10 protein-coding genes and 2 tRNA genes are annotated in these 13,665 nt (G+C 68.8%); 11 read left to right on the forward strand and 1 reads right to left on the reverse strand.

Annotation, left to right across the window (positions count from 1 at the left end; all coding sequences use genetic code 11):
- The first annotated feature begins 323 nt into the window (after nucleotides 1-323).
- The 10 genes from dnaA to QUG92_RS06905 all read left to right on the forward strand — a co-directional run bounded on the left by dnaA (nucleotide 324) and on the right by QUG92_RS06905 (nucleotide 11,717).
- Nucleotides 324-1,790 (forward strand): chromosomal replication initiator protein DnaA, encoded by a 1,467-nt coding sequence (gene dnaA, locus QUG92_RS06860; protein ID WP_069712642.1) that lies wholly within the window; start codon nucleotides 324-326, stop codon nucleotides 1,788-1,790.
- A 523-nt stretch (nucleotides 1,791-2,313) separates the two neighbouring features.
- Nucleotides 2,314-3,459, forward strand: coding sequence for a DNA polymerase III subunit beta (dnaN, locus tag QUG92_RS06865; protein WP_069712643.1), 1,146 nt, complete (start codon nucleotides 2,314-2,316; stop codon nucleotides 3,457-3,459).
- Between the two features lie 66 nt (nucleotides 3,460-3,525).
- Complete coding sequence (gene gnd / locus QUG92_RS06870; protein ID WP_182045847.1) at nucleotides 3,526-4,413, forward strand: phosphogluconate dehydrogenase (NAD(+)-dependent, decarboxylating); 888 nt, start codon at nucleotides 3,526-3,528, stop codon at nucleotides 4,411-4,413.
- 33 nt (nucleotides 4,414-4,446) lie between these two features.
- Nucleotides 4,447-5,625 carry a DNA replication/repair protein RecF gene (gene recF / locus QUG92_RS06875; protein ID WP_182045848.1) on the forward strand — a complete coding sequence of 393 codons (1,179 nt, stop codon included), beginning with the start codon at nucleotides 4,447-4,449 and terminating at the stop codon, nucleotides 5,623-5,625.
- Entirely contained in the window at nucleotides 5,625-6,125 is a 501-nt protein-coding gene (locus QUG92_RS06880; RefSeq protein ID WP_182045849.1) for a DciA family protein, read from the forward strand. Before recF ends, QUG92_RS06880 begins: the two co-directional genes overlap by 1 nt.
- 133 nt (nucleotides 6,126-6,258) lie before the next feature.
- Nucleotides 6,259-8,268 (forward strand): DNA topoisomerase (ATP-hydrolyzing) subunit B, encoded by a 2,010-nt coding sequence (gyrB, locus tag QUG92_RS06885; RefSeq protein WP_182045850.1) that lies wholly within the window; start codon nucleotides 6,259-6,261, stop codon nucleotides 8,266-8,268.
- A gap of 133 nt (nucleotides 8,269-8,401) precedes the next feature.
- On the forward strand, nucleotides 8,402-11,059 hold the full coding sequence (gyrA, locus tag QUG92_RS06890) for a DNA gyrase subunit A (RefSeq protein ID WP_289458307.1): 2,658 nt from the start codon (nucleotides 8,402-8,404) through the stop codon (nucleotides 11,057-11,059).
- Nucleotides 11,052-11,459, forward strand: a complete 408-nt coding sequence (locus QUG92_RS06895) for a DUF3566 domain-containing protein (RefSeq protein WP_069712649.1) — start codon at nucleotides 11,052-11,054, stop codon at nucleotides 11,457-11,459. Before gyrA ends, QUG92_RS06895 begins: the two co-directional genes overlap by 8 nt.
- Before the next feature lie 76 nt (nucleotides 11,460-11,535).
- Nucleotides 11,536-11,612: transfer RNA gene (locus QUG92_RS06900), tRNA-Ile, on the forward strand.
- Nucleotides 11,613-11,644: 32 nt separating this feature from the next.
- Nucleotides 11,645-11,717: transfer RNA gene (locus QUG92_RS06905), tRNA-Ala, on the forward strand.
- 711 nt (nucleotides 11,718-12,428) lie between these two features.
- Here QUG92_RS06905 and QUG92_RS06910 read toward each other — a convergent pair.
- Complete coding sequence (locus QUG92_RS06910) at nucleotides 12,429-13,004, reverse strand: hypothetical protein (protein ID WP_083263886.1); 576 nt, start codon at nucleotides 13,002-13,004, stop codon at nucleotides 12,429-12,431.
- 117 nt (nucleotides 13,005-13,121) lie between these two features.
- Here QUG92_RS06910 and QUG92_RS06915 point away from each other — a divergent pair, with 117 nt between their 5' ends.
- On the forward strand, nucleotides 13,122-13,661 hold the full coding sequence (locus tag QUG92_RS06915) for a peptidylprolyl isomerase (protein WP_069712650.1): 540 nt from the start codon (nucleotides 13,122-13,124) through the stop codon (nucleotides 13,659-13,661).
- Nucleotides 13,662-13,665 lie beyond the last annotated feature (4 nt).

A 13,665-nucleotide genomic window follows, 5' to 3' on the forward strand; every position in this document is an offset into this window, starting at 1 on the left:
GCGGGTGCTCCGCCACCGGCCTGCGCACGATCATCATCCACATTGGGGAAAACGTGCGTTCGGTACGACACGCTCCGACCCTTTACAGTGGTGTGATCGATCGGCCCGTTCCGCGGAGCGACGGGGGAGTCGCCTCCCCGCCCGCGACCTGGTCGACGTGGACAGGACTGTGGACAACCCTGTGGATCACCGCCCGGGGCGACCGTGACCAGGACCGACGAGGGTGCCGCCCGGACACGACCGCCCGTTCGCCGGGCCCGACCACGTCCGGGGCCGCCCGACAGCAACCGACCACCGACAGCAGACCAGGAGACGATCGCGACATGACGATGCCGGCCGACCCCGTCGAGGACCTCTGGTCCTCCGTCCTGGGCCTCCTCTCCGAGGACGACCGCATCACCCCGCAGCTGCACGGCTTCCTCAACCTGGTCGAGCCGAAGGGCGTCCTCGCCGGCACCCTCTACCTCGAGGTCCCGAACGACCTGACCCGCGGGATGCTCGAGCAGCGCATCCGCATCCCGATCACCGAGGCCGTCTCCCGCGTCGGTGACGACTCGGTCGCCAACTTCGCGATCACGGTCAACCCGGACATGGCCTCCGAGCCCCGCGTCGACCCGGTCGTGCCGAGCCACCTGCCGGAGTACGCCGAACCGGTGCAGCAGCCCGTCGAGCAGAGCGCCGCGCCCCGGCAGTACATCGAGGCGCCGTTCGTCCCGAGCCAGATCGACGCACCGGGCACCAGCGGTCGCCCGGAGTCCCGGCTCAACCCGAAGTACAACTTCGACAACTTCGTCATCGGCTCGTCGAACCGGTTCGCCCACGCCGCGGCGGTCGCGGTGGCCGAGGCGCCGGCCAAGGCGTACAACCCGCTCTTCATCTACGGCGACTCCGGTCTCGGCAAGACGCACCTGCTGCACGCGATCGGCCACTACGCCGAGAGCCTCTACCCGGGGATCCGGGTGCGGTACGTGTCGAGCGAGGAGTTCACGAACGACTTCATCAACTCGATCGCGAACAACCGCTCGAACCAGTTCCAGCAGCGGTACCGCGACATCGACATCCTGCTGATCGACGACATCCAGTTCCTCCAGGGGAAGGACTCCACGCAGGAGGCCTTCTTCCACACGTTCAACACGCTGCACGACCACAACAAGCAGGTCGTCATCACGTCGGACGTCGCGCCGAAGCACCTCACCGGGTTCGAGGACCGGATGCGCTCGCGCTTCGAGTGGGGCCTGATCACCGACGTGCAGGCGCCGGAGCTCGAGACGCGCATCGCGATCCTCCGCAAGAAGGCGCAGTCCGACCACCTGCAGGTGCCGGACGACATCCTCGAGTTCATGGCGTCGAAGGTGTCGAGCAACATCCGGGAGCTCGAGGGCACGCTCATCCGCGTCACGGCCTTCGCGAGCCTGAACCGCACGGCCGTCGACATGGCCCTGGTGCAGACCGTCCTCAAGGACCTCATCACGCTCGACGACGACAACGTGGTCGCGCCGACGGACATCATCAACCACACCGCGGAGTACTTCAAGCTCTCCGTCGACGACCTGTACGGGTCCTCGCGGTCCCAGGCGATCGCGACGGCCCGGCAGATCGCGATGTACCTCTGCCGTGAGCTCACGAGCCTGTCGCTGCCGAAGATCGGCCAACTGTTCGGCAACCGCGACCACACCACCGTGATGTACGCGAACAAGAAGATCACCGAGCTCATGAAGGAGCGCCGGTCGATCTACAACCAGGTCACCGAGCTGACCAGCCGCATCAAGCAGGACCGCCGCTACCGCTGACGCGAGCGGGACCACCCGACGGACGGGAGGCGCGGGGCCAGACGGCACCGCGCCTCCCGTCCGTCGTTCCGTCACCATCCCGTCGACGACCGTGCGGCAACGCCGCGACCACCTCGGATCGGCCCACTCCGGCGCGCATCCACCATCTGAGACGGTTCCATGCGCCGAGTTTCCCCCAGTGTGGAAAGCCTGTGGATAACTGTGGATGACACGCGGTCCCGTTGTTCACAGTTCTGCCCCAACCTGTGGAGACTGGGGATGGAAGCGGATAGATGACTTTTCTTCATCCCGAGGCCGTCAACACGGGACTCACAACTCACACGTGTGTAGTTCCCTGTGGAGAAGCGGGATGCACAGAGTTATCCACACTGTGCACAGGCGTTAACACCATTGATCCTGGTTAACGATGAAGTTCCGCGGGCCAACCTTGTGGACGGCGGGATGCCAAGAAATCCGGGCCCTGCTCCGCTGTGCCACAATGGGGCGGCCGGACAGTCCGCACCGATCGACAGGGGTCCCAGCTGTGAAGTTCGAGGTCAACCGGGACGTCTTCTCCGAAGCCGTCTCCTTCGCGGTGAAGCTCCTCCCACAGCGCACGACCCTCCCGATCCTGTCCGGTGTCCTGATCCACGCCGAGGGCGACCGGCTCACGCTGTCGTCGTTCGACTACGAGGTCTCGGCGCAGACCTCGATCACGGCGCACATCGAGGACTCCGGCACGGTCCTGGTCTCCGGTCGGCTGCTGAACGACATCGCGAGCCGCCTGCCGAACGCCCCGGTCACCTTCACGACCGAGGAGTCCCGGATCTCGGTCACCTGCGGTTCGGCGCACTTCACGCTGCTGTCGATGCCGGTCGAGGAGTACCCGACGCTGCCCGAGGTCGGCGAGCAGACCGGCGTCATCCCCGGCGACTCGTTCTCGGAGGCCGTGTCCCAGGTCGCCGTCGCCGCCAGCCGCGACGACGTCACCCCCGTCATCACCGGCGTGCAGCTCGAGGTCGGCGACAACGACCTGTCCCTGATCGCGACGGACCGCTACCGCGTCGCCGTCCGGACCATCGCGTGGGACTCGGGCCGTGTCGGCTCGGACCCGCTGCACGCCCTCGTCCCGGCCCGCACGCTGCAGGAGGTCGGCCGCACGTTCGGTTCCGCCTCGACCGTGTCGGTCTCGATCAGCGGCACCTCGGACCGCGAGCTCATCGCGTTCCACGCCGACGACAAGACGGTCACCTCGCTGCTCATCAAGGGCAACTACCCGCCGGTCCGCCGGCTCTTCCCGGAGACGGTCGACGACCACGCGGTGATCAACACCGCGGAGCTGGTCGAGGCCGTCCGACGGGTCTCCCTCGTCCTGGAGCGCGAAGCGGCGCTCCGGTTCTCCTTCTCGGTCGACGGGCTCACGCTCGAGGCGATCGGTTCCGAACAAGCGCAGGCGTCAGAGTCGATCAGTGCGTTGCTGACCGGGGAGGAGACGGTGGTCTCGCTGAAGCCCGCCTTCCTCCTGGACGGGCTGAACGCGGTGCACTCCGAGTTCGTCAGGATCTCCTTCACCAAGACGGAGAACCCCAACAAGCCGGGCCCGGTGCTCATCACCGGCCAGACCTCGCAGGAGGCTCCGGCGACGGACGGGTACCGGTACCTGCTGCAGCCCAATCTCCTGCTGCGATAGCGGCAGCCGTACCACTGCGCTGACTCGCGACGAGCATCAGCGCGACGACGAACAGAAGAGGAAATCATGCACATCGGTCTTGTCGGCCTCGGTCGCATGGGCAACAACATGCGTGCCCGTCTCCGCAACGCAGGCATCGAGGTCACCGGCTACGACGCGAACCCCGCCGTGTCGGACGTCGCCGACCTCGGCGCCCTCGCCGCCGCACTGCCCGAGGGCAAGAAGCTCGTGTGGGTCATGGTCCCGCACGGCAAGATCACCCACGACGTGATCACCGACCTCGCCGAGGTCCTCGGCGAGGGCGACCTCGTCATCGACGGTGGCAACTCGAAGTGGCTCGACGACGAGGTGCACGCGAAGCAGCTCGACGCCAAGGGCATCCGCTACATGGACGCCGGCGTCTCCGGTGGCGTCTGGGGCAAGGACAACGGCTACGGCCTCATGGTCGGCGGCGCCCCCGAGGACGTCGAGTTCGCCATGCCGGTCTTCGACGCGCTGCGTCCCGAGGGTCCCCGCGAGGAGGGCTTCTCGCACGCCGGCGGCGTCGGCGCGGGCCACTACGCGAAGATGGTCCACAACGGCATCGAGTACGCCATCATGCAGGCGTACGGCGAGGGCTACGAGCTCCTCGAGGCCAAGGACATCGTCCACGACGTCCCCGCGGTCTTCGCCGGTTGGCAGCGCGGCACCGTCGTGCGCTCCTGGCTGCTCGACCTGCTCGTGCTCGCCATCAACGAGGACCCGAAGCTCGACGAGCTCGAGGGCTACGTGGACGACTCGGGCGAGGGCCGTTGGACCCTCGAAGAGGCGATCGAGCTCGCGGTGCCGATGCCCGCGCTCTCCGCGGCCATGTTCGCCCGCTTCGTCTCGCGTCAGGGCAGCCAGTCCCCGACGATGAAGGCCGTCGCGGCGCTCCGCAACCAGTTCGGCGGCCACGCCGTCAAGAAGGCGTAGCTCAGGTAACCACCTGAGCTCGTCTCGGCCCGCGTGCACGTCGACCACCTGCAACTCACCGACTTCCGGAACTACCGGGAGGCGGAGGTCGACCTCGCACGCGGGCCGAACCTGTTCGTCGGACGGAACGGGCAGGGCAAGACCAACCTGGTCGAGGCCATCGGCTACCTCTCCACCCTCGGGTCGCACCGCGTGCCGACGGACGCCGCCCTCGTCCGCCAGGGCTGCGACGCGGCGATCGTCCGCGCGCGCCTGGCGCACGAGGACCGCAGCATCCTCGCCGAGGTCCAGATCAACCGGACGGGCTCGAACCGCGCGCAGGTGAACCGCGCGGCGATCAAGCCCCGGGAACTCCCGCGGTACTGCACGAGCGTGCTCTTCGCGCCCGAGGACCTGGCGCTCGTCCGCGGTGAACCGTCAGGCCGCCGCCGGATGCTCGACGAGCTCCTCGGCCAGATCGCCCCGCGGATGCAGGGCGTGCTCGCCGACTACGACCGGACGCTCCGGCAGCGCAACACCCTGCTGAAGTCGGCCCGTGCCACCGGTGCCCGCGCCGGGTCGCTCGCGACGCTCGACGTCTGGGACGACCGGCTCGTGGCGTTCGGCTCCGAGATCGTCGCGGCGCGCGACCACCTGACCCGACGGCTCGCCCCGTTCGTGACGGACGCCTACGCGACCGTGGCGGGCGAGCGGCACGAGGCCACGATCGCGGGCGTGCTGAGCATCCGCGGCGGCGACCCCGAGGACGCCGGCGCGACCGACCCGGTCCTCGGCACCCCGGAGGAGCCGGTGTCCGTGGCCGCCGCGGCCGAGGCGTTCCGCGCGGCGCTCGAGCGCCGTCGACGCGACGAGCTGGACCGCGGCCTGACCCTCGTCGGACCCCACCGGGACGACGTGCTCTTCGAGCTGAACGGGTTACCGGCGCGCGGATACGCCAGTCACGGCGAGTCCTGGTCGTTCGCACTCGCCGTGCAGCTCGCCAGCGCCGCGGTGCTCCGGGCCGAGTCGACGCTCGGCGACCCGATCATCATCCTCGACGACGTCTTCGCCGAGCTCGACGAGTCGCGCCGGGAACGCCTCGCCGGCGCGGTCGCGGACTACGAGCAGGTCCTCATCACCGCGGCGGTGTTCGGCGACGTGCCCCCGCAGCTCGCGGCGCACACGGTCCGGATCGAGGCGGGCACGATCGTGACCGACGAGGTGGACGCCTGATGCCGAAGCCGTGGCGGCCCACCGAACCCGCACGGGTCTACCGACACCTGCGGGCGGTCCTCGGCGACCCGTCCCTGCGCACCGTCGACGCCCGACGCCGGCGCTCCCGCGAACTCGACGCCGACACCGTCCCCTACGGATCCGGGCGCGAACCGCGCGGACTCGGCGACGTGGTCGGCTCCCTCGCCCAGGAGCTCGGCTGGACGGAGCCGCTCGCCCGCTCCGAGCTGTTCGTCGACTGGCCCGCGGTGGTCGGCGAGGAGCTCGCGAAGCACTCCCGCCCGATGACGATCGACGACGGTGCGCTCGTGATCCGCTGCGACTCGACGGCCTGGGCGACGCAGCTCCGGCTCATGCGCGCGACGGTCACGACGACGATCGCTGAACGGCACCCCGAGGCCGGCGTGCAGTCCATCCGGGTTTCCGGGCCGGACGTCCCCACCTGGAAACGCGGCCCCAGGACCGTCCAGGGGCGCGGTCCTCGCGACACCTACGGTTGACGGGACGAAATCGTCCTCGGGGACGAAGAACTCCCGTCCAGCGGCGGAATCAGCCCCGGGGGCGGGGGTCGCTGCGGTAGACTGGCGAGTGCAGTGTGCGGGCGTTCCGCGCGCAGGCAGGAGCAATCCCGACATGACATCAGAATCTGACGACGACCGGACGATCCCGCAGGACGAGACCGAGCAGGCCCCACCGACGGAACCATCGTACGGCGCAGACCAGATTCAGGTGCTGGAGGGGCTCGAGGCCGTCCGCAAGCGCCCCGGTATGTACATCGGTTCCACCGGTCCGCGCGGTCTCCACCACCTGGTGCAGGAGATCGTCGACAACTCCGTGGACGAGGCCCTCGCCGGGTACTGCGACACCATCGACGTCACGATCCGTGAGGACGGCGGCGTCCGCGTCGTCGACAACGGCCGCGGCATCCCGGTCGACGTGCACGCGGCCGAGGGCGTCTCGACGCTCCAGGTCGTGCTGACCGTCCTGCACGCCGGCGGCAAGTTCGGCGGGGGCGGCTACGCGGTCTCCGGTGGTCTGCACGGCGTCGGTTCCTCGGTCGTGAACGCCCTGAGCTCGGAGCTCGACGTCGAGGTCCGCCGGCAGGGCAGCGTCTGGCGCCAGAGCTACACCGACGGCGTCCCGGTCGCACCGGTCTCCCAGGACGAGGCGACCGAAACCACCGGCACGACGATCACGTTCTGGCCGAACGCCGACATCTTCGAGACCGTCGAGTTCGACTACGAGACGCTCCGCACACGCTTCCAGCAGATGGCCTTCCTCAACAAGGGCCTCCGCATCAACCTCACCGACGAGCGCACCCCGGACGAGGGCGAGGACGCACGGAAGGACTCCTTCCGCTACGAGCGCGGGCTCCCCGACTACGTCGAGTACCTCAACGCGCAGAAGAAGGCGGACCTCGTCCACCCGGACGTCATCGCGATCGAGGCCGAGGACACCGAGCGGAAGATCGCGCTCGAGCTCGCGATGCAGTGGAACACCTCGTACCAGGAGAGCGTCCACACCTTCGCGAACACGATCAACACGCACGAGGGCGGCACCCACGAGGAGGGCTTCCGCGCTGCGCTGACGAGCCTCGTCAACCGGTACGCCCGCGAGACGAAGATCATCAAGGAGAAGGACGACAACCTCACGGGTGACGACATCCGCGAAGGACTGACGGCCGTCATCTCCGTGAAGCTCGGCGAGCCGCAGTTCGAGGGCCAGACGAAGACGAAGCTCGGCAACACCGAGGCGAAGTCCTTCGTGCAGCGCGTCGTCGGCACCGAGCTCACCCACTGGTTCGAGAGCAACCCGGCGCAGGCGCGCGACGTCGTGCGGAAGGCGATCCAGGCCTCGCAGGCCCGGCTCGCCGCGCGCAAGGCCCGCGAGACCACCCGGCGCAAGGGGCTGCTCGAGTCGGGCGGCATGCCCGGCAAGCTCAAGGACTGCCAGTCGAAGGACCCGACGCTGTCGGAGATCTTCATGGTCGAGGGTGACTCCGCCGGCGGTTCCGCGGTGCAGGGCCGCAACCCGATGACGCAGGCGATCCTGCCGCTGCGCGGCAAGATCCTCAACGTCGAGAAGGCCCGCCTGGATCGCGCACTCGCGAACCAGGAGATCCAGTCGATGATCACGGCGTTCGGCGCCGGCATCGGCGAGGACTTCGACCCGGACAAGGCCCGGTACCACAAGATCGTGCTCATGGCCGACGCGGACGTCGACGGCCAGCACATCACGACGCTGCTCCTGACGCTGCTGTTCCGCTACATGCGGCCGCTCATCGAGCGCGGCTACGTGTACCTCGCACAGCCGCCGCTGTACCGCCTGAAGTGGTCGAACTCCGCGCACGAGTACGTCTTCAGCGACCGGGAGCGCGACGCCCTGATGGCGTCCGGCCTGGCGGCCGGCAAGCGCATCCCGAAGGACAACGGGATCCAGCGCTACAAGGGTCTCGGCGAGATGGACTACAAGGAGCTCTGGGACACCACGATGAACCCGGACACCCGTACGCTCCTGCAGGTCACGCTCGAGGACGCCGCCGCGGTCGACAGTGTCTTCGCGACCCTGATGGGTGAGGACGTCGAATCGCGACGCCAGTTCATCCAGCAGAACGCGAAGGACGTCCGCTTCCTGGACATCTGACCCGGGTCCCCGTCTCGAGCCGGACGGGAGGCGCGGTGCCAGCCGCGCGTCCCGGTCCGGACCACCTGTGGTCGCGCCCACCGCGACGAACGTCACCACGGCCTCCAGGCCGTCAGAAAGGGAACGCAAGCCAATGGCTGACGAGAACGAGAACGGCGCCGACGAGCAGCCCGAGATCGTGCACGGCGACAGCGGGGACATCGTCGTCTCCGGCGACCGCATCTCGCAGGTCGACCTGCAGCTCGAGATGCAGCGGTCGTACCTCGACTACGCGATGTCCGTCATCGTCGGTCGTGCGTTGCCGGAGGTCCGCGACGGCCTGAAGCCGGTGCACCGGCGCGTGATCTACGCGATGTTCGACGGCGGCTACCGGCCGGACCGCGCGTTCTCGAAGTGCTCGCGCGTCGTCGGCGACGTCATGGGCCAGTTCCACCCGCACGGTGACAGCGCGATCTACGACGCGCTCGTCCGCCTCGTGCAGCCGTGGTCGCTCCGCTACCCGCTCGCGCTCGGCCAGGGCAACTTCGGTTCCCCGGGCAACGACGGCGCCGCGGCCCCGCGGTACACCGAGACCAAGATGGCGCCGCTCGCCATGGAGATGGTCCGGGACATCGACGAGGACACCGTCGACTTCCAGGACAACTACGACGGCCGCACCCAGGAGCCGGCGATCCTGCCGGCCCGCTTCCCGAACCTGCTCGTCAACGGGTCGGTCGGCATCGCGGTCGGCATGGCGACGAACATCCCGCCGCACAACCTCCGCGAGGTCGCCGAGGGCGCGCAGTGGGCGCTCGCCCACCCCGACGCGACGCGCGAGGAGCTCCTCGGCGCGCTCATGCAGCGCATCAAGGGTCCGGACTTCCCGACCGGGGCGCAGATCCTCGGGACGAAGGGCATCCAGGACGCCTACCGCACGGGCCGCGGCTCGATCACGATGCGTGCCGTCGTGAACGTGGAGGAGATCCAGGGCCGCACGTGCCTGGTCGTCACCGAGCTGCCGTACCAGGTCAACCCGGACAACCTCGCGATCCGCATCGCCGAGGGCGTGAAGGACGGCAAGCTCTCGGGCATCGCCGACATCCGCGATGAGACCTCGGGTCGCACCGGCCAGCGCCTCGTCATCGTGCTGAAGCGCGACGCCGTCGCCAAGGTCGTGCTGAACAACCTGTACAAGCACACGCAGCTGCAGGAGAACTTCGGCGCGAACATGCTCGCGATCGTCGACGGTGTGCCCCGCACGCTGGCGCTCGACGGGTTCATCTCCGCGTGGGTCGACCACCAGATCGACGTGATCGTCCGTCGGACCCAGTACCGGCTGCGCGAGGCCGAGAAGCGCGCGCACATCCTCCGCGGCTACCTGGCGGCGCTCGACGCCCTCGACGAGGTCATCGCGCTCATCCGCCGGTCGCCCGACGTCGAGGAGGCGCGAACGGGCCTGATGGACCTGCTCTCGGTCGACGAGATCCAGGCCCGCGCCATCCTCGAGCTGCAGCTGCGCCGCCTGGCCGCGCTCGAGCGGCAGAAGATCCACGACGAGGCCGACGAGCTCGAGCGCAAGATCGCCGACTTCCAGGACATCCTGGGCTCGGAGACCCGGCAGCGCACGATCATCGGCGACGAGCTCGCGGAGATCGTCGACCGCTTCGGGGACGACCGTCGCAGCGAGATCATGCTCGGCTACGACGGCGACATGTCGATCGAGGACCTCATCCCCGAGGAGGAGATGGTCGTCACCATCACCCGCGGCGGGTACGTCAAGCGCACGCGCAGCGACAACTACCGCTCGCAGCACCGCGGTGGTCGTGGGGTCAAGGGTGCTCAGCTCCGTGCGGACGACATCGTCGAGCACTTCTTCGTCACGACGACGCACCACTGGCTGCTGTTCCTGACCGACCAGGGCCGCGTCTACCGGGCCAAGGCGTACGAGCTGCAGGAGGCGAGCCGTGACGCCAAGGGGCAGCACGTCGCCAACCTGCTCGCGATGCAGCCCGACGAGCAGATCCAGCAGGTGCTCGACATCCGTGACTACGAGGCCGCGCAGTACCTCGTCCTCGCGACCGAGCAGGGTCTCGTCAAGAAGACCGCGCTGACCGAGTACGACACGAACCGCACCGGCGGCATCATCGCGATCAACCTCCGCGAGGGCGACAAGCTCGTCCAGGCGCTGCTGGTCGACGAGACCGACGACCTGCTCCTCGTGTCGAAGCACGGCATGTCGCTCCGCTTCACCGCGACGAACGACACCCTGCGCCCGATGGGCCGCTCGACCTCCGGCGTGAAGGGCATGTCCTTCCGCGGCGACGACGCGCTCCTCGCGGCCCGGGTGGTCTCGGACGACGGCTACGTCTGGGTGATGACCGAGGGCGGGTACGCCAAGCGCACCGCCGTCGAGCACTACCGGGTCCAGGGCCGTGGTGGCCTCGGCATCAAGGTCGCCAAGCTCGCGGCCGACCGGGGCGACCTCGTCGGGGCGCTCATCGTCGGCGCGGACGACGAGGTGCTCGTCGTGCTGCAATCGGGCAAGGTGGTAAGGTCCTCCGTGTCCGAGGTGCCCGCCAAGGGTCGCGACACGATGGGTGTGGTCTTCGCGAGGTTCGCGGAGAACGACCGGATCATCGCGGTGGCTCGGAACAGTGAGCGGAACCTGGACGACCAGGACGACGCCGAGATCGAGCCTGCGGGCCCGGTGGAGACGGTCAGCCCTGACGAAGCGGCCCCGGACCCCGCCGACCCCGCCGACACCGAGCCTGTCGAGGACGAGGCCGGAGAGGACCAGTCGAACAATGAGTAGTGTCGCCGAGAAGCTCCAGAAGAAGGCGAAGCGGCCCGTCGGCACCCGTCAGGTCCGCCTGCGGCTGGTGTACCTCGACTTCTGGTCGATGGTGAAGCTCAGCTTCCTCATCGCCCTCGCCGGGTCGATCGTGATCGTCGTCGCAACGGCGCTGGTGTGGGTCATCCTCAACCAGACGGGCGTGTTCACGCAGATCGACGCCCTGCTGCGGGACGTGACCGGGCAGAACAGTTACTCGATCATGGACCAGTTCTCCCTCGGGCAGGTCCTCGGGTTCTCCGTCGTGGTCGGCATCCTCAACGTGGTCGTCGGCACCGTGCTCGGCGCGATCGTGAGCGTGCTCTACAACCTCAGTGTGCGGATCACGGGCGGGCTGCTCGTGGGCTTCACGAACAACTGACACACCCGGCCGGGTGGGTTCCCACCGCTCGATTTCGTTCTGCGGGATCGTTGGGGTAGGCTTTCATCCGGTCTGAGGGGCTATAGCTCAGGCGGTTAGAGCGCTTCGCTGATAACGAAGAGGTCCAAGGTTCAAGTCCTTGTAGCCCCACCACTTCCCTCCGGGGCCGGTACGCTGGCCCGAACGGGGCCTTAGCTCAGTTGGTAGAGCGCCTGCTTTGCAAGCAGGATGTCGGGAGTTCGATTCTCCCAGGCTCCACTCCCGCAAGCCCCCGGGTGCCACGTCGTGGCCCCGGGGGCTTCGTCGTGTGCTCGCGCTGCTCCGCTCCGCTTCGTGGTGGTGGTGGTGGCGGCTGCTGCGGTGGGGGCTTCCGAGGTTCCGCAATTGCGGCATCTCGCGCGGCTGGCGGGCTCTCCGTGGGACCCGGACGGCGACCGGGCGGCGTGTTCCGGGACCTCGCGGGGTGCATGCGGGCGCGTCTCTGGTGCGGTGCGCCGGACGGGAGGCGCGTGGCGGGGGTGCACCGCGCCTCCCGTGCGACAGACGGTCACCCGTGCGCCGCAGAGGCCGGTCCGCTGTGACGAGCGTCGTCCACTGCGCTTCGCCACGGCTCCCACGGAAGCTGGGCGGGTGATCCTCGCGCCGTGGGTTGCCGAGCGGGCAGGACATGCCGCGTGCGTGGCGCCGAGCGGGCGGTTCCCGTCGCCGTCGACCGCCGAGCGATGCGGAAGCGGCCCGCTCACGGCGGTCTCGGCGGTGGCGCGCAACTCGGGTCCTCGGTCCAGGCATCCGGTTGTCCAGTCGCCGAGCGGGCAGGACGTGCCGCGAGCGTGACGCCGGGCGGGCGCGATCTGTCGGCGGAGGCTGCTGAGAGTGACGGAAAGTGTCCGCTCGCGGCGGCGGGCGGGCCGGCGCGGGACGACGAAGGGCCCCGGCGCAGTGCCGGGGCCCTTCGATCGAACCGGGAGGTCAGGCGGCGGGCTTCTCCGCCGAGTCGGCGTCGTCGGCGACCCAGAGGTCGTCGTCGGCGCGGAGCGTCTGGTACGCGGCGTAGGCGGCACCGGCGACGGCGACCACGCCGACGACGATCAGGGCGACTCCGCCGAAGCCGAGCCCCTTCTTCTGCTGGCCGGGCGTGTACTTCGCCGCGACCTTGCCAGCCTTCTTGCCCTTCTTCTGGGCTTCCTTCACGATCTTCTTGACGCGCGGGTCCTTCGCCAGGTCCTTCACGCTCAGCACGGAGCCGGCGGTCGCGACGAGACCGGGGACGACCTCGGTCTGGAAGCGGTGCGAGGCGCTCTGCGCGGCCGACGTCGCGGCGTGCACGCCGGTGGCGACCGCGGGGCGGATGCCGTTGTCGATCGCGTTCTGGACACGCGGTGCGATGTCCTTGCGAGCCGCGTCTGCTGCGTGCGAGCGGGCCTCGGCGAGGATCGCGTTCGCGTGCTCGAGGACCTTGCGCTGCTCGCCGAGGAGCGAGGCGGTCTTGCCCTTGAGCTTCTTGATCTGCTTCCGACGCTTGCGCGGGATCTCGATCGTCGTCATCTGGTACCTCCATCGGAACGGCGTGACCCCCATCCTGCCACCGAGCACCCTGACAGGTCACGGATCGTCGGCTGTGTGATCCGTGTCACCGTCGGGAGTACATGCGAGAATCGACACATGTCTCTGCACACCGCTGTCGCAACGATCCACACGAACAAGGGCGACGTCCGCGTCAACCTGTTCGGCAACCACGCTCCGAAGACCGTCAAGAACTTCGTCGACCTCGCGACCGGCAAGCAGGAGTGGACGCACCCCGGCACGGGCAAGGTCTCGACCGACAAGCTCTACGACGGTGTCGTCTTCCACCGCATCATCAAGGACTTCATGATCCAGGGCGGCGACCCCCTGGGCCAGGGCATCGGTGGCCCGGGCTACCGCTTCGACGACGAGATCTCCCCGGAGCTCACGTTCCAGGAGCCCTACATCCTGGCGATGGCGAACGCCGGTATCCAGGGTGGTCGTGGCACGAACGGCTCGCAGTTCTTCATCACCACCGTGGCCACCCCGTGGCTGCAGGGCAAGCACACCATCTTCGGTGTGGTCGCCGACGACGAGTCCCGTGCGGTCGTCGACGCGATCGAGGGCGTGCCGACCGACGGTCGCGACAAGCCCGTCGACGACGTCGTCATCGAGAGCATCGACGTCGAGGACGTCTGAACTC

Origin of the sequence: Curtobacterium citri (assembly GCF_030362955.1) — a bacterium.
GTDB lineage: Bacteria > Actinomycetota > Actinomycetes > Actinomycetales > Microbacteriaceae > Curtobacterium > Curtobacterium citri.